Below are 21795 nucleotides of genomic sequence, written 5' to 3' on the forward strand. Positions count from 1 at the left end.
AACACTACAGGAGGGGATTACTTCTGGAATGCTTTTTTTAAGCTGATCCGTGAGATCAGCTCGGTCAGCGAAAGCACCATGGTGGAGCGCACCACCTGCTGATAACGCTGTTTTTGCATGGCGAAAAAATCTGCATCGCTGGTATCGAACACAGGCTGAGGCGGCAGGGCGGCGACGCAGTGCAGCTCGCCAAACGGCCCGAGGATCTCATCATCGGTGAAGGCGTACTCGGTGCCATCATGGTTCAGCTCTTCGCGCAGCGCCATCAGCAGCTCGGCATCTTCATACTCGGCCCGCGAGATAACCCCGAGGCCGTAAATCAGCTTTAAACGCACAGACAAATTGCCCAGCGGACCATCGCCGTCCAGCAGCGGCTCGACGGCATATTTCACCGCGTAGTCATCTTTGCGAAACACCTGCAGCACGAGGATATTGATCGCTTCGTTTAGCAACTCAACGGCGGCAATCAAAAAACTGCGCACGGTTTTTCCCGCATTCAGACGCTCGAGTACACGGTTTTCGAAAGCCTGGGTGTGTTCCATTATTGCCTGCATATCTGACAACTTCGTTAGCTGGCGCGGGATCTCCCGCGCCAATATCGGCATCATGCCTGGGATTGATAAGCGTTGACGGCTTCCTGTACCACCGGGCTGTCGGCGTCGAGACCGGAAACCTGTGCCAGTGCCGCCTGCGGGCCTTTCTCAGCAATAAGCTGAGCCAGCTCCTGCGCCTGCGGATCCTCTTCGCTGCGATAGTGCATCGCGGCGGCGATCCCTTGCACCAGGTTGGCGTGCGGCAGGTTGTACTCCAGCGTGCCGAGCAGCGGTTTAATCAGACGGTCACCCGCGCTCAGTTTACGCAGCGGTTGACGCCCTACGCGTTCAACATCGTCTTTCAGATAGGGGTTCTCAAAACGACCCAGGATTTTCTGAATATAGGCTGCGTGTTTGTCAGCATCGAAGCCATAACGCTTGATCAGCACCGCGCCGCTCTCTTCCATCGCGCCTTTCACTACGGCACGAATTTTCTCATCAAGGATCGCGTCGCGAATGGTTTGATGGCCGGTCTGTTTTCCAAGGTAGGCGGTTATAGCATGCCCGGTATTCAGCGTGAAGAGCTTACGCTCAACAAAGGCCATCAAATTGTCGGTCAGCTCCATTCCCGGAATAGTCGGCAGCGCGCCCTTAAACTGGGTTTTATCGACAATCCACTCGCTGAAGGTCTCAACCGTCACTTCCAGCGGATCGTTATTGGCAGAGGCGGAAGGCGGGACAATGCGGTCGACGGCAGAGTCGACGAAGCCGACATGCGCCTCAACCCAGGCTTTATCCTCCTCCGCAAGCTGGGCGAAAACGTGCCCTTTCAACTGACTGGTGCCGCGCACCATATTTTCACAGGCGATAATGTTCAGCGGCGTATCGATGCCCTGCGCCTTACGTTTTACCAGCCCTTTGGCAACCGCCGGGGCGATACGCTCCAGCACTACCGGGCCAACGGCGGTAGTAACTAAATCGACCTGCGCAATCAGATCGACAACCTCATCACCGATGCTGCTCACCGCATTGACGCCAGAGACGGTATCCACCTGCTCTTGTTCACCGACTACGTGAACCTGATAGCTATGACGGGCGTTGAGGGCGTCCAGAACCACCTGATTAACATCGGCGAACGTCAGTTCAATCCCCGCGTCGGCCAACAGCTTGCCGATAAAGCCACGTCCGATATTACCTGCGCCAAAATGTAATGCTTTCATAGAATGACCCTTTATCAATGTTTTTACCCGAGAGGGCTGGGGTGAGGAATGTCAGCGGGTTCTCCTCACCCAAGCCCTCTCCTCCGAAGAGGAGAGAACGTGGAGCGGATTACTGGTTGAGCAATGCCAGCACTTCCTCAACGCTTGTGGTATGCGAGAGACGTTCGACAATCGTCTCATCATCCAGCGCGTTAGTCAGGCTAGTAATGACCTGAATATGTTCGTTATTGCGCGCGGCAATGCCGATCACCAGATGCGCAATCTCATCCTCTTCTTCACCGAAGCGCACGCCCTGCGGATACTGGCAGAAGACCACGCCGGTTTTCAGGACGCGATCTTTCGCTTCCACCGTGCCGTGCGGAACCGCAATAGACTGGCCCAGATAGGTTGGCGTCAGTTTTTCACGTTCCAGCATCGCGTCAATATATTCTGGCTGTACATAGCCGCCTTTGACCAGCTGCTCACCGGCAAAGCGAATCGCCTCTTCTTTCTGCGTGGCGCTACAGCCGAGGAAGATATTCTCCGCGCCCAGCTTAAACAGATGGGTGTTGGAAGTATCAAAGCTGTCCTGCAGGCTGCTGTTAACCTTCGCTTCGTTAGTCGTGTGGCGTTGGGCAGCCACCAGACGCTCGGTCAGGCCGGTGTAAAGGCCGCTGTCGAGGAAGTTGGTCAGTGAGATATGCTGCGCTTGCGGTGCCTGGCGCATGGCGCGCTCGGTCAGGTCGCGGTGCGTAATCACCAGATCAACATCGGACGGCAGGCTGTTAATCGCGCTGTTGGTAACAGAGATGTTGGTCAGACCCGCATCCTGCACTTTCTTACGCAGCACACCTGCGCCCATGGCGCTGGAGCCCATCCCGGCATCACATGCGACGATGATTTTGCGCACGTGGCTCAGATCGTTAGTGACATCTTTTGTGCCCTGCGCAGCCGCAGCGCCTTTGGATTCGGCTTTCATATCGTGCATACGGCGGGTTGCCGCTTCGATATCGTCCTCGTCCTCTTTCACTTTGCTGGTTTTCAGCAGGATTGCCGCGATAACGAAGGAGACAATCATGGCTGCGAAAATCGCCGCGAGGTTAGCGAAGTAAGCGCCTTTTGGCGTCATCGCCAGTACCGCGAGGATAGAGCCCGGAGAAGCCGGAGAGACCAGGCCGCCGTTCAGCACGCTCAGGGTAAAGACGCCGGTCATACCGCCGAGGATCACCGCAATCAGCAGACGCGGGTTCATCAGCACGTACGGGAAGTAAATCTCATGGATCCCGCCGAGGAAGTGGATAATCGCCGCGCCGCCCGCAGACTGCTTCGCGCTGCCGCGACCGAAGAACATATAGGCCAGCAGGATACCCATACCCGGACCCGGGTTTGCTTCAATCAGGAAGAAGATTGACTTGCCGATCTCATGGGACTGCTGAATACCCAGCGGCGAGAAGATGCCGTGGTTGATGGCGTTGTTAAGGAAGAGGATTTTCGCCGGCTCAACGAAGATAGAGGCCAGCGGCAGCATGTCGTGAACCACCATAAAGTTCACGCCTGCGGCGAGCGCTTTCGAGAGCACTTCCACCGCCGGACCAATCGCCATGAACGCCAGAATGGCGAGGATCATCCCGATGATGCCAGCGGAGAAGTTGTTCACCAGCATTTCGAAACCGGACTTGATCTTACCGTCGACGGCCGCGTCAAATTTCTTGATGCAGAAGCCGCCCAGCGGGCCTGCAATCATCGCGCCGAGGAACATCGGCATATCCGCGCCTACGATCACGCCCATGGTGGTGATAGCACCAACCACGCCGCCGCGATCGCCGCCTACCAGGCGACCACCGGTAAAGCCGATCAGCAGTGGCAGCAGATAGGTAATCATCGGGCCGACGAGTTTCGCCAGCGTCTCGTTAGGTAACCATCCTGTCGGAATAAACAGGGCGGTGATAATCCCCCACGCGATAAAGGCGCCGATATTCGGCATCACCATATTGCTCAGGAAACGACCAAAGCTTTGCACCTTGATCTTGATATCGGATGACATAAAACACCCCTTCTTATGTTTGCTAGCGCACAGGCCGGAAGCCCGAGGTTTATTGTTAATGTGGCGGCAGAGGTAGCCGGACCTGAATTGTCTGTGATGCGGAATCTGGCACCGAATCGTTAGCCTGTCCAGATGACACACTTTTATGTGATCTTGATCACGCTGGTGTTGGGGGTTATCCACCATTCATAGTGACTTACGTCACAAAAAATGAGTGTAAAAAAAGAACAGTGCGCAGAATTTACCCGGCATTGGCGAATAAATGTGATTCAAATCACATTTATTTGTCGGAAGTTTGTTAGTTATTTGTGACGTAAATCACAAGATATTTTCCTCGGAAAATTCCGAACGTGATTGACCGCAAAGTGCGCCTTTTCGAAAGACCAACGATGTAACTCCCTTTCACCCATCAGCCGGGTATTTATGCTGGGGTAAGAAATTGACAGCGTGATGAACGCAACGCGCGCTTTCTACGCTTTAAGAGAGGCTCTTTTTTTCTGGATGAGATTCCTGGTTTTAGCCCCTTGCCGTTCCAGCCTGGGTGAAAAGGACTATTTTGTTAACTAAGGCAATGTAAGGAGGTTCGCTGTACAACCCCGGCACGTGACGTACACTCTTTTTTATCCCTGCGGCAAATTTCAAAAGGACACGGCAATGAAACTGATCGGCAGCTATACCAGCCCGTTTGTACGCAAAATCTCCGTCATACTGCTGGAAAAAGGCATCACCTTCGAATTTATCAACGAGCAGCCCTACAACGCCGACAGCGGCGTCGGTCACTACAATCCGCTCGGCAAAGTGCCGGCGCTGGTCACCGATGAGGGAGAGGTGTGGTACGACTCGCCGATCATTGCGCAATACATTGACCTGCTGGGTGCCGAACCGCCGATGCTGCCGGACGATCCTAAGGCGGCGCTGAAAATCCGCCAGCTGGAAGCGCTGGCCGACGGCATTATGGACGCTGCGCTGGTCTCGGTGCGTGAATTAGCCCGCCCGGTAGAGCAGCAGTCGCAGGCGGAACTGCTGCGCCAGCGGGAAAAAGTCTCACGCGGGCTGGATGCGCTGGAAAAGTGCCTGCAAGAGGGCGAACTCGATGTCGACACGCTCAACCTGGCCACCATCGCCATTGCCTGTGCCATCAGCTACCTCAACTTCCGCCGCGTCTCGCCGGGCTGGAACGTCGATCGCCCGCTGCTGGTGAAGCTGGTGGAAAATCTCTTCCAGCGTGAAAGCTTTGCCCGCACGGAACCGCCCAAGGCGTGATCCGTGTTATGCCCGCCTGAGAAAATCGCTGTACAATCCCTCTCACGTCAACACCCCTGACGGGAGGGGTAACTCCACAGCCGGGCCTTTTCATGACAACTCTTTACAGCCAGATTCCCTCGACCGATCGCCTGTTACGTGATGAGGCGTTCGCGTCGCTGTTAACCACGTATGGCCATAGCCGCGTTACGCAAACCCTGCGTCAGTTGCAGGATGAGGCGCGCGCAGCGATCCGCGACGCCCAGCGCTTGCCTGCATGGTGTGAAAACTGGGCGCAGGCTGCCTTACAGCGCCTGGAGCAGGAGAGCAGCCACGCGCTACGGTCGGTATTTAACCTTAGCGGCACGGTGCTGCACACTAACCTCGGGCGGGCGGTGCAGTCGCAGGCCGCCATTGATGCGGTGACAACGGCGATGGGCTCGGCGGTAACGCTGGAGTACGATCTTGACGGTGCCGGGCGCGGTCATCGCGATCGCGCCATTGCGGCGCTGCTCTGCCAGTTAACGGGCGCGGAAGATGCCTGCATCGTTAACAACAATGCCGCAGCGGTGCTGCTGATGCTGGCGGCAACGTCAGCCGGCGGTGAAGTGGTGGTATCGCGCGGCGAGTTGGTGGAGATCGGCGGCGCGTTTCGTATTCCCGATGTGATGCGCCAGGCGGGCTGCATTCTGCATGAAGTGGGCACCACCAACCGCACCCACGCCAAAGATTACCGCCAGGCAATCAATGCCAATACCGCGTCGCTGATGAAAGTCCACACCAGTAACTACCACATTGCAGGCTTTACCAAAGCAGTAGAGGAAGCCGAGCTGGTTGAACTGGCGCAGGAAGCCGGGCTGCCAGTGATTGTCGATCTTGGCAGCGGCTCGCTGGTCGATTTAAGCCTCTACGGTTTACCGAAAGAGCCGATGCCGCAGGCGCTGATTGCCGCGGGCGTCAGCCTGGTGAGCTTCTCTGGCGATAAGCTGCTCGGCGGGCCGCAGGCAGGGATTATCGTCGGTAAAAAGGCATTGATTGAGCAGCTTCAGCACCACCCGCTAAAACGCGCGCTGCGGGCGGATAAAATGACCCTCGCGGCGCTGGAAGCGACGTTGCGGCTCTATCTGCACCCGGAAAAACTGACGCAAAATCTGCCGACGCTGCGCTATCTCACCCGCCCACAGGCGGAGATCCGTGACCAGGCCCAGCGCTTATGCGACGCGCTTACCGCCCGCTACAGCGAGTTTGCGCTGCGCGTCGAGCCCTGTCTGTCGCAAATTGGCAGCGGATCGCTGCCCGTCGAGCGGCTGCCGGGCGCGGCGCTAACCTTTACCCCGCATGACGGCAGCGGCCGTCGTCTGGAAGCGCTGGCAAGCGAGTGGCGCACGCTGCCGCAGCCGGTGATTGGCCGTATCTATGAGGGCCGTCTGTGGCTCGATTGCCGCTGTCTTGATGATGAATCCCGCTTGCTGGAGATATTGCTGAAATGATTATTGCCACTGCCGGGCATGTCGACCACGGCAAAACCACCCTGATCGAAGCCATTACCGGCGTCAATGCCGACCGCTTGCCGGAAGAGAAGCGGCGCGGCATGACCATCGATCTGGGCTACGCCTACTGGCCGCAGCCGGATGGCCGCGTGCCGGGCTTTATTGATGTGCCGGGGCATGAAAAATTCCTCAGTAATATGCTGGCGGGCGTCGGCGGCATCGATCACGCCCTGCTGGTGGTGGCCTGCGACGATGGCGTGATGGCGCAGACCCGTGAACATCTGGCGATTTTGCAACTGACCGGCAACCCGGCGCTCACCGTCGCGCTCACTAAAGCCGATCGCGTCGATGACACGCGCATCGCCGAGGTGCGCGAAGAGGTGGAGCAGACCTTACGGGAGTTTGGCTACCCGCAGGCGACGCTGTTTGTCACCGCTGCCGCCGAGATGCGCGGCATTGATGCGCTGCGCGCGCACCTGTTGCAGCTGCCGGAGCGGGCGCACCCGGCGCATCAGCGCTTCCGGCTGGCGCTGGATCGCGCCTTTACGGTGAAGGGGGCAGGGCTGGTGGTCACCGGCACGGCGCTCTCCGGCGATGTCCGTGTAGGCGATACGCTGTGGCTCACCGGCGTTAATAAGCCGATGCGCGTGCGCGGTCTGCATGCGCAGAATCAACCTGTTGAACATGCCCACGCCGGGCAGCGCATTGCGCTGAACATTGCCGGTGATGCGGAAAAAGAGGCGCTCAGTCGCGGCGACTGGCTGCTGTCGCAACAGCCGCCTGCGCCAACGGAGCGGGCGATCGTTGCCCTCCATAGCCATACGCCGCTCAACCAGTGGCAGCCGCTGCATATCCATCACGCCGCCAGCCATGTTACCGGTCGCGTTTCGCTGCTGGAGGATGGCTTAGCCGAGCTGGTGCTGGATACGCCGCTGTGGCTGGCAGATAACGACCGGCTGGTGCTGCGCGATATCTCCGCGCGCACTACGCTTGCGGGCGCTCGCGTGGTGACGCTGAACTCGCCGCGGCGGGGCAAACGCAAAGCAGATTACCTGGCGTGGATCGCCGACCTTGCGCGTGCTGGAGATGATGCGCAGGCGCTCAGCGCGCACCTGTCGCGCGGCGCGGTGGATCTCATCGCCTTTGGCTGGGCGCGTCAGCTCAGCACCAGCGGCCTGAATCTGCTGCTGGAAAATCCCTGTTTTATCCGTGCCGGTAATAACCTGCTCGATGCGCCGATAGCCGCCCGCTGGCAGCGCAAGCTGCTGGAGACGCTGGCAACCTACCATCAGCAACATCATGACGAACCCGGCCCCGGCCGCGAGCGTTTGCGCCGCATGGCGCTGCCGATGGAGGATGAAGCGCTGGTCTTAACGCTGATTGAGCGTATGCGCGAGAGCGGCGATATCCAGAGCCATCACGGCTGGCTGCATCTGCCGGAGCATAAAGCCGGTTTTAACGATGAGCAGGCGCAGCTGTGGCAGAAAGCCGCGCCGCTCTTCGGTGATGAGCCCTGGTGGGTGCGTGATTTAGCGCGCGAAACGGGGGTTGATGAGCAGGTGATGCGCGGCGTATTGCGCCAGGCGGCGCAGCAGGGGCTGATCACCGCCATCGTCAAAGATCGCTACTACCGCAACGATCGCATTGTCACCTTCGCCAGCATGATCCGCGATCTCGATCAGGGGCGCGGCTCCACCAGCGCGGCGGATTTTCGCGACCAGCTCAATGTCGGGCGCAAGTTGGCGATTCAGATCCTCGAGTACTTCGATCGCATTGGATTTACCCGCCGCCGTGGCAACGACCATATTCTGCGCGACAAGGCGCTCTTTATTAACGAAAAGGGGTAAGGCACTTCGCTTGGGGAGAAATGTGCCGATCTACCGGGTGCGATCAAAGCGCGCAGGCGGTTTTTTCTGGCACTCTCGCTCTTTTCAGCCTCAGGCGGGAGGACGCGTGAACCGATTTATCATCGCCGATGCGGCAAAATGCATCGGCTGCCGCACCTGCGAAGTGGCCTGCGCGGTATCACACCAGCAGGATCAGGATTGCTCGGGCCTTAACCCCGCCCGTTTCTCTTCACGCATTCGCGTGGTCAAAACCGGCGACTTCTCCACGGCAGTTACCTGCCATCACTGTGAAGAGGCGCCCTGTGCCAGAGCCTGCCCGGTCGGTGCCATTTACCGAGCGCAAGGTGCAGTGCTGGTGGAGCAGTCGCGCTGTATCGGCTGCAAAAGCTGCATGATCGCCTGCCCGTTTGGCGCGATGGAGGTAACTTCAGCGCCGTTACAGGCGCTGAAGTGCGATTTCTGTCAGCACCGCGATGGCGGGCCTGCCTGCGTTGAGGCCTGCCCGACGAGTGCGCTGAGTTGTGTCGATCCGGCGCGGTTACGCGAAGCGCGGCTAAAAAGCCTGCCCGCGTAAACCGCTGTCAGGCGCTGTGCTCCTGCCAGGCGCGCTCCACCTCTTCGGCGAGGATTTTAACGCCCGCTTCGATAAGCTCTGGCTCCGGCACATAGTTCATGCGCATGCATTGATGGGTGTGCGGCCACGGCTTATCGAGGCCGGGGAAGAAGTAATCGCCCGGCACCATCAACACGCCGCGTTTTTTCAGGCGCTGGTACAAAAGCTCAGTGCTGATCGGCAGATCTTTAAACCACAGCCAGAGGAAAATCGCCCCTTCCGGTTTGTGGATCAGGCAGCGCTCCGGCGGCAGATAACGGCGCAGCGTGGCGATGGTCTCCTGCACGCGCTGGTAGTAAAACGGCTTAATCACCTCATTTGAGAGGCGCAGCAGATCTTTGCGCTTAATCATCTCGCACATCATCGCCGGACCAATGCCGCCCGGTGAGAGGCTGATAATGCCGTTCATATTGCGAATGGCAGAGATCACTTTGTCATTGGCGATAATGATGCCGCAGCGGCTGCCCGGCAGGCCCAGCTTCGACAGGCTCATGCAGAGAATGATATTCGGGTTCCACAGCGGGCGCGCTTCGCTGAAGATAATGCCGGGGAAGGGGACGCCGTAGGCGTTATCAATCACCAGCGGGATATTGTGCTGATTGGCCAGCACGTCCAGCTTCATTAACTCCTCATCGGTGATGACGTTGCCGGTCGGGTTGGTCGGGCGCGAAACGCAGATCATCCCCGTCTCTTCACCGATATGCAGGTGCTCGAAATCGACGTGGTACTTAAACTGCCCTTCCGGCAGCAGCTCAATATTGGGTCGCGTGGAGACGAAGAGATCCTCTTCCAGCCCGGCGTCGGCGTAGCCGATATACTCGGGCGCCAGCGGGAAGAGTACTTTGCGCGTGCTGCCGTCGGCGCGGCGGCCGGCAAAGAGGTTAAACAAGTAGAAAAATGCGCTCTGGCTGCCGTTTGTCAGTGCAATGTTCTGCGGTTCAATATCCCAACCTAACTCTTCACGCAGCATCGCGGCCAGCGCCGTCAGAAGCTCGGTTTTACCCTGCGGACCATCGTAATTACACAGGGCATCCGTGGCGCTGCCGCTCTCCAGCATCTGTGAAAGCAGCTGCTGGAAGTAGTCGGTCATCGCCGGGATTTTTGCCGGGTTGCCACCGCCCAGCATGATAGCGCCTGGGGTGCGTAAACCGTCGTTAAGATCCTCCATCAGACGCGTAATGCCTGAATGTCGGGTAAATTTGTCGCCGAAAAGTGAAAATGTCATCGCTACTGCTCTGTCGGGCTGCGGGTGAAAGTGGCTAACCATAACGCTCTCACCCGCGAGGTGCAAATCTCCCTTCGCCGCAGTTTATCGACGTTTGCTCTTAACAAGTGTGCTTTATCAGCACAATATTCTGGTATTAATTCTGCTGCGCCCGCCCGGCCCAGACGACCATCACTTTATCCTCGCCCTGGGTGCGCACAAAGCCGTAACCCTGCGGCAACGTAAGCGATGTTTGCTTGCCGCTACCCAGCGCCGGATGGCGCGCGCGGAACTGCCCGAGCGTCTGCCAGTGGCGCAGGCTGGCGGCGGCTTTACCGTCAAGATCCTGCCAGTTCATCTGCGATCGCGTCCCCTGTAGCGGATCTGAACCCGTCGGGCCAAAGGGGCGCCCGGATTCGTCGCCATAGAAGATCTGCACCGCACCGGGGGCGAGCAGCAACAGCTCTGCTGACTGCGTACCGCCTTCGCGGAACAGGCGGGTATCGTGTGAGGAGAGGTAGCTCAGCACATTAAAGCTTTGCAGCTTCTCCGCCATCTCTTGCCAGACGCTGTCCATATTCGCCAGGCAGCTGGCGGCATCTGAGGCCTGCTGCTGGTAGTCGAAGTTGATCATCGCGTCAAAACCGTGCTGGTAGTAAGCGCTCTGCATCACGCCGTGCCCCCAGGACTCGCCGGTCATCCAGAAGGGCGCATCGTCGATTTTCTTCTGTGGGTTGGCCTGTTTCCACTCTGCCAGCGCCGCCGTTGCCTGGGTTTTCAACTGCTGCCAGGCCTCCAGCTCCACGTGTTTGGCGGTATCAACGCGAAAACCATCAATGCCGTAGTCGCGCACCCACTGGCTCAGCCAGTGGGTCAAATAGTCGCGTGGCGTGTAACCAGCCATCTCGCGCGCGGCGGTGTCCGGTTTATGGCGATAAAAGAGCGGCAGCCCGGAAGCCTCTTTCGATTCGGTTTTCAGATCCGGCAGGAAGGCCAGCGACATCGTCAAATCGTCGAAACCGGGGTTGTCGTAATCGCCAATATCGGTGCGGATCCACTTTTTGCCCCACCAGTTTTGCCAGGCGGTTTTATCGCTGAAGTTAATGTAATCATTGAAGCTGTGCCAGGTTTGCCCGGCGTCAGGTTTCCAGTCGGTCCAGTGCTCGCCGAGGATTTTTTTGCGCTCCTCCTCTTTCAGGTAGAGCGCGCCGAACTGGTAGGTCTGCATATCCGCAAGCGTTGCATAACCGGCGTGGTTCATCACCACATCAAACAGCACGCGGATGCCGCGGCGGTGCGCTTCATCAACCAGCGTGCGCAGATCGTTTTCATCGCCCATATTGGCGTCGAGGCGCGTCCAGTCGAGCGTGTAGTAACCGTGGTAGGCGTAGTGGGGGAAATCCCCTTTGGTGCCGCCACCAACCCAGCCGTGGATCTGCTCCAGCGGCGAGCTGATCCACAGGGCATTTACGCCGAGCTGCTGCAAATAGTCGAGCTTGCTGGTCAGCCCCTTCAGGTCGCCGCCGTGAAAGGTGCCAATCTCCTGCATGCCATCTTTGTGCCGCCCGTAGCTGTTGTCATTGGCGGGATCGCCGTTGACATAGCGGTCGGTCAGCACGAAGTAGACCGTGGCGTTATGCCACTGAAACGGTGCCGCGCCGCGCGTCTGCGCTGGCTCAAGCAGCAGCAGGCCGTTGCTCTCTTTCGCCGGGAGCAGCGTGATTTTGCCCTCGCGCACCGTCGCGGTTTGCTGGCTGTAGAAATCCCGCACTTCGCTGCCTTCCGGGAAGGTGTCGCCAACCGGAATGGTCAACGGTTTATCGCTGCGCACCGGGCACTGGCGCGCCACCACCGCTTGCTTCTCTGCCGGGGCTTTCACGCTGATTAACAGCGTCGGCGTGCCGGAGCGGGTATCAAGCTGGAGCTGATAGTCGCCGTCGCGGAAGATGCGCCACTGCGGCGCGCTGGCGCTGCACGGCACCAGCGACAGCATCTGATTGAGCTTGATGGCACCGGCAGGCTGCCAGCACGCGTCGTCTTGCTGCACGGTAACGGGCATCTCACCCTTTTTCAGCGTTGCCTGGCTGCGCCAGACGCCGGTGCCGTCGTCGGTTAACGCGGGAAAACCGGCAGCCGTCCAGTCGGCGCAGGCGACGCCGGGCAGTAACAGCAGAAGTAAGGCAGCGTGTTTCATCAATAAGCCCCGTGATAGCGATTTTCCTTAGTGTGCCCGTCTGCTGGCACGGGTAACTCCTCCCCATCGCCGGTTCGCCAGGGAGGAGAACAAGGGTTGAGAAAATGCGTAAAACGTGCGGTTTTCGAAATTGCGATAATCGCCGCATTTTTAAGAACTTGTGCGCTTTATATGCAGTTTACCGGTGACATAGTTTCAGAATTGGATTATTTCTGTACGTGCCCGATAAGGTTAATTTTGGTATGATTTGCGATTCAGCCCGCAAAATCATGCATAAAAGAAGGCGTTGGAATGCTTATATCCGACCAGGAGACCTAATGATATCGATACCCATGCGACGAAGTGGGGCGACGATACTCATGTTTTTCACCTTGATGTTTTCAGGTGGAGTGCTGGCAAAAACGCACACAGAAACAGCGAGTCACAAAGCCCACGTCACTAAGGCAAGCGTAAAAAAACAGGCAAGCAGTAAGAAAGAGTATTCTCGCAATAGTGTAAAAAGCCGTTCACTTCCTGATTTGCGAAAATACCCTTCCGGGACACCACGAAAGAGAGCGTTTCTCCGGACCGTAATGCCTTACATCACCAGCAAAAACGCTGCGATCACCGCGGAGCGTAACTGGCTGCTCAGAAAACAGTATGACAGCCAGTGGTCGCCCTCTGAGCGCACGCGGATGAAGGATATTGCCAAACGCTACAAGGTAAGCTGGTCCGGGAATACGCGCCGTATTCCGTGGAACACGCTGCTGGAGCGCGTTGACATTATTCCGGACAGCATGGTCGCCACCATGGCCGCAGCAGAGAGTGGCTGGGGCACCTCTAAGCTGGCGCGCAGTAACAACAACCTGTTCGGCATGAAGTGCGCGAAAGGCGCCTGTAAAAGCGGCTCGGGCAGAGTGAAAGGTTACTCGCAGTTCGGCTCGGTGCAGGAGTCGGTCGACGCTTACGTCACCAACCTGAACACGCACGCGGCGTATGCTTCATTCCGTAAATCCCGTGCGCAGCTGCGTAAAGCGGATCAGGAAGTGACGGCAACGGCGATGATCCACAAGCTGAAGGGCTACTCCACCCGCGGCGCGAGCTACAACAACTATCTGTTTGCCATGTATCAGGACAATCAGCAGTTAATTGCCGCCCACATGTAACCCCGCTTGCTGAAACGCCTTCCATCCGGAAGGCGTTTTTCTTTGCGCCTAAATCAGAATTTCGCTGTAGCGGTCGCGATAATCCTTCGGCGTGCTGTCGTAGGCCTTGCGGAAGACCGAGTAGAAGTACTGCAATGACGGGTAGCCGCACATCTGCGAAATCTCATTGATAGAGAGCGAGGTGGAGATCAGCAGGCTGCGCGCCTTCTCCAGCTTCTCGGCGTGGATCACCGCGTGAATGGTTTCGCCCACCTCCTCCTTGAAGCGCTTCTCCAGATTGGAGCGCGAAATACCGACCGCATCCAGCACCTGATCGACCTTAATGCCTTTGCAGGCGTGGTTGCGGATATAGTGCATCGCCTGAATCACCGCCGGATCGTTCAGCGAACGGTAATCCGTGGAACGGCGGGCAACCACCCGCATCGGCGGCACCAGCAGGCGCTGCAACGGCATTGCTTCGTTATCGAGCAGCCGGTGCAGCAGCTTCGCGGCCTGGTAACCCATCTGGCGCGTGCCCTGCGCTACCGAAGAGAGCGCGACGCGGGAGAGGTAGCGGGTCAGCTCTTCGTTATCGATGCCTATCACGCACAGCTTCTCCGGCACCGGAATATGCAGATGGTCGCAGACCTGCAAAACATGGCGCGCCCGCGCGTCGGTAACGGCGATAATCCCCGTTTGCGGCGGCAGCGTTTGCAGCCAGTCGGCAAGGCGATTTTGCGCATGCTGCCAGTTTTCCGGCGCGGTGGTCAGCCCCTGGTAAACCACGCCGCGATACTTCTCCTGCGCTACCAGCTGGCAAAAAGCATACTCCCGCTCGGCGGCCCAGCGCTTGCCGCTTGAGGCGGGCAGGCCGTAAAAGGCGAAGCGGTGCACCCCTTTCTCTTTGAGATGCAAAAAGGCGCTCTCGACCAGCGCGTGGTTGTCGGTGGCGATATAGTGCACCGGCGGGTAGTGCTCCGGCGTGTGGTAAGAGCCGCCGACGCCAACAATCGGTACATCGACATCCGCCAGCAGCCGCTCAATCTCGCGGTCATCGTAGTCGGCGATCACGCCGTCGCCGAGCCACTCCTTAATGTTCTCAATACGGGCGCGGAAATCCTCCTCGATAAAGATATCCCACTCCGATTGCGACGCCTGAAGATACTCCCCAACGCCTTCGACCACCTGGCGGTCATAGGCTTTATTCGCGTTAAATAACAGCGTGATGCGATGGCGCTTTTCAAACATAGTGGTTCGCTTCCTGACTATTCATCAGTTCTGATTACCATATTCAACACACTGCCGGACAAAAATAATCCGGCAGTGTGATCGCGCCTCGGTTCGCCTGGCTCAGGCACGACGTTTGGTGGCGGAGTCCATCCACACCGCCAGCAGTAAAATGGCTCCCTTGACGATGTACTGCCAGAAGGTGGGGACATCCATCATGCTCATGCCGTTATCCAGCGAGGCCATAATAAACGCCCCCATTACCGCGCCCGCCACGCTGCCGATGCCGCCCGCGAGGCTGGTGCCGCCAATCACGCAGGCGGCAATCGCATCCAGCTCGGCAATGTTCCCGGCCGACGGCGAACCGGCGCCGAGACGCGAGCTGAGGATAAGCCCGGCAATCGCCACCATCAGGCCATTGATTGCGAAGACCGCCAGTTTGGTGCGCTCAACGTTAATGCCGGAGAGCCGCGCCGCTTCAAGGTTGCCGCCAATGGCGTAAATGCGGCGGCCAAAAGCGGTGCGCGTTGCCATAAACAGACCTGCCAGCAGCAGAAAGACCAGCAGCAGCACCGGCGTTGGCACGCCGCGGTAATCATTCAGCAGCCAGATGGCACCGAGCACAATCACTGCGATCAGCGCCTGGCGCCCCACCGCATGGCCGGAAGAGGAGGTGGCTAAGCCCAGCGACTGGCGGCGCATGCGCCCGCGCCACTGCCAGAGCACAAATGCCACCAGCCCCAGCGCGCCCACGCCGAAGCCAACACCGTCCGGCAGATAGCTCTGGCCGATTTGCGACATCGCCGCGCTGGTAGGGGAAACGGTAGTGCCATTAGTAATGCCGATTAACACGCCGCGAAACGCCAGCATCCCGGCGAGGGTGACGATAAACGACGGCACTTTACGATAGGCCACCCACCAACCGTTCCATGCGCCGAGCAGCAGGCCAAGCAGCAGCGTCACCACCACGGTGAGCGGCAGCGGCCAGCCGAGCCAGACGTCGAAAATGGCTGCCGCACCGCCCAGCAGGCCCATCATCGAGCCTACCGAGAGGTCAATCTCTGCCGAGATAATGACAAACACCATCCCCACCGCGAGGATGCCGGTGATGGCGGTCTGGCGCAGCAGGTTAGAGATATTACGCGCGCTCAGGTAGGCACCGTCGGTCATGCCGGTGAAAAAAAGCATGATCACAACGATGGCCGCAAGCATCACAAACACCTGCAGGTTGAGTGATTTCAGCCCGGAGAAGGGGCCCGGCGACGCGGTGGATAACTGACTTTCAGACGGGTTGCTTTTCGACATGATGTTCGCTCCTCAGCGCCGCTTCCATAACCTGCTCCTGGGTCAAATGACGGTTGATAAGATCGGCTTTCAGCTTCCCTTCGTGCATCACCAGCACGCGGTCGCTCAGGCCCAGCACTTCGGGCAGCTCGGAGGAGATCACAATCACCGCGATCCCCTGCTGCACCAGTTGGTTAATCAGTTTGTAGATTTCATACTTCGCGCCGATATCGATGCCGCGCGTCGGCTCATCAAGGATCAAAATGCGCGGGTTGAGCAGCAGGCAGCGGGCGAGAATCGCTTTCTGCTGATTGCCGCCGCTCAGCCGGCCAATCGCCAGCTCCGGCGACGAGGTTTTCACCTTCAGCCGCTGGATGGACTGCAAAATGCACGCCTGCTCGGCGGCGTCATCGAGGCTGCTCAGGCTGCCGGTAAACTGGTTTAGCGCCGCCAGCGTGATGTTTTTACCCACCGCCATCACCGGCACAATGCCGTCGCGCTTGCGATCCTCCGGCACCATGGCGATGCCGTGACCAATCGCCTGCTGGCAGTTGCGGATCTCAACCTCTTTGCCATCCAGAAAAATTTTTCCCTCCCAGCGCCCTGGCCAGACGCCAAACAGGCACTGCACGGCTTCGGTGCGCCCGGCCCCGACCAGCCCGGCAATGCCGAGGATCTCACCGCGCTTGAGGCTAAAGGAGACGTCGTTGACGCGTTTGATATGGCGGTTAACCGGATGCCAGGCGGTAAGGTGCTCGACGCGCAGGATCTCCTCGCCGTGGGTGTGGGGTTCATTGGGGTAGAGCGCGGTCAGCTCGCGGCCCACCATCATGGTGATGATGTCATCTTCACTCATCCCCGCCGCATCGCGGGTGCCGATGTGCTTCCCGTCGCGGATAACGCAGATAACGTCGGAGATGGCTTTCACTTCATTGAGCTTATGGGAGATGTAAACGCAGGCGATATCGTGGTTGCGCAGGTCGCGGATGATATCGAGCAGCACCGCCGTCTCCTGCTCGGTCAGCGAGGCGGTCGGCTCATCTAAAATCAGCAACCGCACCTGTTTGTTCAGCGCCTTGGCGATCTCCACCAACTGCTGCTGGCCCAGCCCTAAGTCACCGACGCGGGTATCGGGCGAGATGGCGAGGCTCACCTGTTTGAGCAGCTTCTCGCAGCGCAGCGTCATCTGGTCGTAATCCATCACGCCGTGGCGGGTGATCTCCGCGCCAAGGAAGATGTTCTCCAGCACCGTGAGATGCTTCACCAGCGCCAGCTCCTGGTGAATGATGGCGATCCCTTTGCGCTCGGTATCGCGGATATGGCTCGCTTGCAGAAGCTCCCCTGCAAAGTAGATTTCGCCTTCATAGCTGCCGGTCGGGTAGATGCCGCACAGCACTTTCATCAGGGTCGATTTACCCGAGCCGTTTTCGCCGCACAGGGAGAGCACTTCACCCGCGTTAAGTTGCAGGCTGACGTTATCAATCGCCTTCACGACGCCGAAGGCTTTGGTGATGTTCTTCATTTCGAGTAAGTAAGGCATGGCTGCTCCACGTCGATCGCTTATCAGACAGCGCCTGAGGTGAGGGCGGCGGCGCGCCTGATTCAGAACTCAGGCGCGCCGTCGTTTTCAGAGCTGATTCTTCTGGTGGAAGCCGTCTTTGATCACCGTGGCGTCAATATTCTCCTTGGTGACTTCAATCGGCGTCAGCAGACGGGCAGGCACATCTTTCAGGCCATTATTGAGGGAGGCATCGGCCTTCGGCTGCTTACCATTGCCAAGCTCGACGGCGATCTCCGCCGCGGTGTTGGCAAGCTGGGTGATAGGTTTATAGACGGTCATTGTCTGGCTGCCGTTCATCAGGCGTTTGACCCCGGCGAGATCCGCATCCTGGCCGGAGATGGCAACTTTGCCCGCCAGCCCCTGCGCGCTCAATGCCTGAATAGCGCCGCCAGCGGTTGCGTCATTCGAGGCAACCACGGCATCGATTTTATTGTTGTTGGCGGTCAGCGCGTTCTCCATTATTTTCAGCGCGTTTTCCGGCAGCCAGCCATCGACCCACTGGTCGCCGACAATTTTAATTTTCCCGCTGTCGATATAGGGCTTTAACACCTTCATCTGCCCGGCGCGGAACAGCTTGGCGTTATTATCCACCGGTGAGCCGCCCATTAAGAAATAATTACCCTGCGGCACCTTGTTGACCAGGCTTTGCGCCTGTAATTCCCCGACTTTTTCATTGTCGAAGGAGATATAGAAATCGATATCCGCATTATTAATCATGCGGTCATAGGCCAGAACTTTAATTCCTTCCTGTTTAGCTTCTTTCACAACGTTACTTAATACCTGACCGTTGTAGGGAATAATAACCAGCACGTCGACGCCGCGGTTGATCATATTTTCAATTTGCGACATCTGGGTCTCTTCATTACCGTTCGCCGACTGGACGAAAACATCGGCGCCGAGGGATTCGGCTTTCTTCACAAAAATGTCGCGATCTTTTTGCCAGCGTTCAAGACGCAGATCGTCAATCGCCATGCCGATTTTTATCGTTTTGGCATGGCTGAACGTGCTGGCAAGCAGCAGGGTAGCGCAGAGTGTAAGGCAGAGATTCTTTATCTTCATAATAGGAATACCTTTCGTAGGGTGGTGTGCGAGATAAAAGAAACGTGCACTGCTTAGAACGAGCAAATTCTTAACGCAGAATGGAATAGTGGCAATTACAGATTTTAATAGGCGGGTTACGTTTTTTGGTTTATTTGCTGATTTATGACCCCGATCTTATTTTAAAAAAAATAAAACTGGCGTTGCATAAAAAACAGGAAAGCACCTCGCAGCAACTTTTGCGGTTATTTTGCGAGCCAGCGCACGTTTGCGTATTCTCTCAATGGCAGTGTGAAATAACGTAATTGAGCAAGGCGCAGAGAGAATCCAGTATTAACTCAGATATGTTCACTCGCCAATGGAGCTCATTATGCACGCTTATTTTGACCAGCTGGATCGGGTTCGTTTTGAAGGTTCAAAGAGTACGAATCCGCTCGCGTTTCGTCACTACAACCCGGATGAGCTGGTGCTCGGGAAACGCATGGAAGATCACCTGCGTTTCGCCGCCTGCTACTGGCACACCTTCTGCTGGAACGGCGCGGATATGTTTGGCGTCGGCTCCTTCGATCGCCCGTGGCAGCAGCCGGGCGAGGCGATAGCGCTGGCAAAACGCAAAGCCGATGTCGCCTTCGAATTCTTCCATAAGCTCAATGTGCCCTACTACTGCTTCCATGATGTCGATGTCTCCCCGGAAGGCGCCTCGCTGAAAGAGTACCTGAGCAACTTCGCCGAAATGGTTGATGTGCTGGGGGAAAAACAGCAGCAGAGCGGCGTCAAGCTGCTGTGGGGCACGGCAAACTGCTTTACCAACCCACGTTACGGCGCGGGCGCGGCCACTAACCCGGATCCGGAAGTCTTCAGCTGGGCGGCAACCCAGGTGGTAAGCGCGATGAACGCCACCCATAAACTCGGCGGCGAAAACTACGTGCTGTGGGGCGGACGCGAAGGGTACGAAACCCTGCTCAACACCGACCTGCGCCAGGAGCGCGAGCAGATTGGCCGCTTTATGAACATGGTGGTCGAGCATAAGCACAAAATCGGTTTCCGCGGCACGCTGCTGATTGAGCCAAAACCGCAGGAGCCGACCAAGCACCAGTATGATTATGACGCCGCGACGGTCTATGGCTTCCTGAAACAGTTCGGGCTGGAAAAAGAGATCAAACTCAATATCGAAGCCAACCACGCCACCCTCGCGGGCCACTCCTTCCATCATGAAATCGCCACCGCCATTGCGCTGGGGCTGTTTGGCTCCGTCGACGCCAACCGCGGCGATCCGCAGCTCGGCTGGGATACCGACCAGTTCCCGAACAGCGTCGAAGAGAACGCGCTGGTGATGTATGAAATTATCAAAGCGGGCGGCTTCACCACCGGCGGCCTCAACTTTGACGCCAAAGTCCGTCGCCAGAGCACCGATAAGTACGATCTCTTCTACGGCCATATCGGGGCGATGGACACCATGGCGCTGGCGCTGAAAATCGCCGCCCGCATGGTCGAAGAGGGCGAGCTGGATAAACGCGTCGCTAAACGTTACGCGGGCTGGAATGGTGAGCTGGGCCAGCAAATTTTGCAGGGGCAGCTTAGTCTTGCGGAGCTGGCGAAGTACGCTGAAGAGCAGAACCTGGCGCCGCGTCACCAGAGCGGTCATCAGGAGCAACTGGAGAACCTGGTCAACGCGTATCTCTTCGATAAGTAACCGGCCTCTGCGCGGCACACTCAACAAGGAGTAGTCACTATGTATATCGGGATCGATCTCGGTACCTCGGGCGTGAAGGCGATTCTGCTCGGTGAGCAGGGCGAGGTGCTGGCCTCCCATACGGAGAAACTCAGCGTCTCTCGCCCACACCCGCTATGGTCGGAGCAGGATCCCGAAAGCTGGTGGCAGGCGACGGATCACGCCATCCAGGCGCTCGGTGCGGCGCATTCGTTGCAGCAGGTAAAGGCCATCGGCCTTGCCGGGCAGATGCACGGCGCGACGCTGCTCGATAGCGAAAACCGCGTTCTGCGCCCGGCGATCCTCTGGAACGATGGTCGCTGTGGTGAGGAGTGCGGGCTGCTGGAGGCGCGGGTGGCTAACGCCCGTGCGATCACCGGTAACCTGATGATGCCGGGCTTTACCGCGCCGAAGCTGCTGTGGGTGCAGAGGCATGAGCCGGAAATCTTCGCAAAGGTGGCGAAGGTGCTGCTGCCGAAAGATTATCTGCGGCTGAAGATGTCTGGCGTCTTTGCCAGCGATATGTCCGATGCCGCAGGCACCATGTGGCTCGATGTGGCGAAGCGCGACTGGAGTGACGAGATGCTCGCCGCCTGCTCGCTGTCACGCAGCCATATGCCAACGCTGTTTGAAGGCAGTGAGATCACCGGCGAACTGCTGCCGGAAGTTGCCCGGCGCTGGGCGATGCCGGTAGTGCCGATTGTTGCAGGCGGCGGCGACAACGCCGCTGGCGCGGTCGGTGTCGGCATGGCGGATGCGGGGCAGGCGATGCTCTCGCTCGGCACATCCGGCGTCTACTTTGCCGTCAGCGAAGGGTTCCTCAGCAAGCCGGAAAGCGCGGTGCACAGCTTCTGCCACGCGCTGCCGGGGCGCTGGCATCTGATGTCGGTGATGCTGAGCGCGGCCTCCTGTCTGGACTGGGCGGCGAAACTGACCGGCATGGAATCGGTGCAGGCACTGATTAGCGCCGCGCAGCAGGCGGATGAGAACGCGGGCGATATCTGGTTTCTGCCCTATCTCTCCGGCGAACGCACGCCGCACAACAACCCGCAGGCAAAAGGCGTCTTCTTTGGTCTGACCCATCAACACGGCCCGGCGGAGCTGGCGCGTGCGGTGCTGGAAGGGGTGGGGTATGCGCTGGCAGACGGGATGGATGTGGTGCACGCCTGCGGTGTGACGCCGCAAAGCATTACCCTTATCGGCGGCGGCGCGCGCAGCGACTGGTGGCGGCAGATGCTGGCGGATATCAGCGGTTTGCAGCTCGATTACCGCACCGGCGGGGATGTTGGCCCGGCGCTCGGCGCGGCGCGGCTGGCACAAATCGCCGTTAATCCCGGCGTACCGCTGGCAACGCTATTGCCGCAACTGCCGGTGGAGCAGCAACATCAGCCGGACGCGCAGCGTCACGCGCACTATGCCGCGAAGCGCGACACCTTCCGCCGCATCTATCAGCAGCTGTTGCCGCTGATGTCATAACCTTTCCG

The 21795-nt window shown here is 58.4% G+C and carries 16 protein-coding genes; 7 read left to right on the top strand and 9 right to left on the bottom strand.

Annotation, left to right across the window (positions count from 1 at the left end; all coding sequences use genetic code 11):
- Positions 1-17: 17 nt before the first annotated feature.
- The 3 genes from mtlR to IAE48_RS15490 form a co-directional block, all read right to left on the bottom strand.
- Positions 18-605, bottom strand: a complete 588-nt coding sequence (gene mtlR / locus IAE48_RS15480; protein WP_076770295.1) for a mannitol operon repressor MtlR — start codon at positions 603-605, stop codon at positions 18-20.
- On the bottom strand, positions 605-1768 hold the full coding sequence (gene mtlD / locus IAE48_RS15485) for a mannitol-1-phosphate 5-dehydrogenase (protein ID WP_083699459.1): 1164 nt from the start codon (positions 1766-1768) through the stop codon (positions 605-607). The genes mtlR and mtlD overlap by 1 nt, the downstream gene beginning before the upstream one ends.
- A 94-nt stretch (positions 1769-1862) precedes the next feature.
- On the bottom strand, positions 1863-3776 hold the full coding sequence (locus tag IAE48_RS15490) for a PTS mannitol transporter subunit IICBA (RefSeq protein ID WP_200134896.1): 1914 nt from the start codon (positions 3774-3776) through the stop codon (positions 1863-1865).
- 654 nt (positions 3777-4430) lie between these two features.
- Between IAE48_RS15490 and IAE48_RS15495 the strand changes: the two genes are divergently transcribed.
- The 4 genes from IAE48_RS15495 (at position 4431) to IAE48_RS15510 (ending at position 8929) form a co-directional block, all read left to right on the top strand.
- The gene (locus tag IAE48_RS15495; protein WP_094418937.1) at positions 4431-5039 is read left to right on the top strand and encodes a glutathione S-transferase; all 609 of its coding nucleotides are present in this window, start codon (positions 4431-4433) and stop codon (positions 5037-5039) included.
- A gap of 92 nt (positions 5040-5131) precedes the next feature.
- Positions 5132-6508 carry an L-seryl-tRNA(Sec) selenium transferase gene (selA, locus tag IAE48_RS15500; RefSeq protein WP_200134897.1) on the top strand — a complete coding sequence of 459 codons (1377 nt, stop codon included), beginning with the start codon at positions 5132-5134 and terminating at the stop codon, positions 6506-6508.
- Positions 6505-8355, top strand: a complete 1851-nt coding sequence (gene selB / locus IAE48_RS15505; protein WP_200134898.1) for a selenocysteine-specific translation elongation factor — start codon at positions 6505-6507, stop codon at positions 8353-8355. The genes selA and selB overlap by 4 nt, the downstream gene beginning before the upstream one ends.
- Before the next feature lie 106 nt (positions 8356-8461).
- The gene (locus IAE48_RS15510) at positions 8462-8929 is read left to right on the top strand and encodes a 4Fe-4S dicluster domain-containing protein (protein ID WP_200134899.1); all 468 of its coding nucleotides are present in this window, start codon (positions 8462-8464) and stop codon (positions 8927-8929) included.
- Between the two features lie 7 nt (positions 8930-8936).
- Here IAE48_RS15510 and avtA read toward each other — a convergent pair whose 3' ends face one another.
- Both avtA and IAE48_RS15520 read right to left on the bottom strand, forming a co-directional pair.
- Positions 8937-10193, bottom strand: coding sequence for a valine--pyruvate transaminase (avtA, locus tag IAE48_RS15515; protein WP_187291293.1), 1257 nt, complete (start codon positions 10191-10193; stop codon positions 8937-8939).
- Between the two features lie 136 nt (positions 10194-10329).
- Positions 10330-12366 (bottom strand): alpha-amylase, encoded by a 2037-nt coding sequence (locus IAE48_RS15520; RefSeq protein ID WP_200134900.1) that lies wholly within the window; start codon positions 12364-12366, stop codon positions 10330-10332.
- Positions 12367-12683: 317 nt separating this feature from the next.
- Here IAE48_RS15520 and IAE48_RS15525 point away from each other — a divergent pair, with 317 nt between their 5' ends.
- Entirely contained in the window at positions 12684-13511 is an 828-nt protein-coding gene (locus IAE48_RS15525; protein ID WP_076769334.1) for a protein bax, read from the top strand.
- A gap of 48 nt (positions 13512-13559) precedes the next feature.
- Here the strand turns inward: IAE48_RS15525 and xylR are convergent, their stop codons facing one another.
- From xylR to xylF, 4 genes are all read right to left on the bottom strand, one after another.
- Positions 13560-14738, bottom strand: a complete 1179-nt coding sequence (gene xylR, locus IAE48_RS15530) for a D-xylose utilization transcriptional activator XylR (protein WP_042718640.1) — start codon at positions 14736-14738, stop codon at positions 13560-13562.
- A gap of 102 nt (positions 14739-14840) precedes the next feature.
- On the bottom strand, positions 14841-16022 hold the full coding sequence (gene xylH / locus IAE48_RS15535; protein WP_042718639.1) for a xylose ABC transporter permease XylH: 1182 nt from the start codon (positions 16020-16022) through the stop codon (positions 14841-14843).
- On the bottom strand, positions 16000-17541 hold the full coding sequence (locus tag IAE48_RS15540; protein ID WP_076769335.1) for a xylose ABC transporter ATP-binding protein: 1542 nt from the start codon (positions 17539-17541) through the stop codon (positions 16000-16002). The genes xylH and IAE48_RS15540 overlap by 23 nt, the downstream gene beginning before the upstream one ends.
- A gap of 87 nt (positions 17542-17628) precedes the next feature.
- Positions 17629-18621, bottom strand: a complete 993-nt coding sequence (gene xylF / locus IAE48_RS15545; RefSeq protein WP_124967016.1) for a D-xylose ABC transporter substrate-binding protein — start codon at positions 18619-18621, stop codon at positions 17629-17631.
- Between the two features lie 349 nt (positions 18622-18970).
- Here xylF and xylA point away from each other — a divergent pair, with 349 nt between their 5' ends.
- Both xylA and xylB read left to right on the top strand, forming a co-directional pair.
- Positions 18971-20293 carry a xylose isomerase gene (xylA, locus tag IAE48_RS15550; protein ID WP_200134901.1) on the top strand — a complete coding sequence of 441 codons (1323 nt, stop codon included), beginning with the start codon at positions 18971-18973 and terminating at the stop codon, positions 20291-20293.
- Positions 20294-20332: 39 nt separating this feature from the next.
- Positions 20333-21787, top strand: a complete 1455-nt coding sequence (gene xylB, locus IAE48_RS15555) for a xylulokinase (RefSeq protein WP_200134902.1) — start codon at positions 20333-20335, stop codon at positions 21785-21787.
- Positions 21788-21795: the final 8 nt, after the last annotated feature.

The organism is Kosakonia sp. S57, from assembly GCF_016516575.1.
Taxonomy (GTDB): domain Bacteria; phylum Pseudomonadota; class Gammaproteobacteria; order Enterobacterales; family Enterobacteriaceae; genus Kosakonia; species Kosakonia cowanii.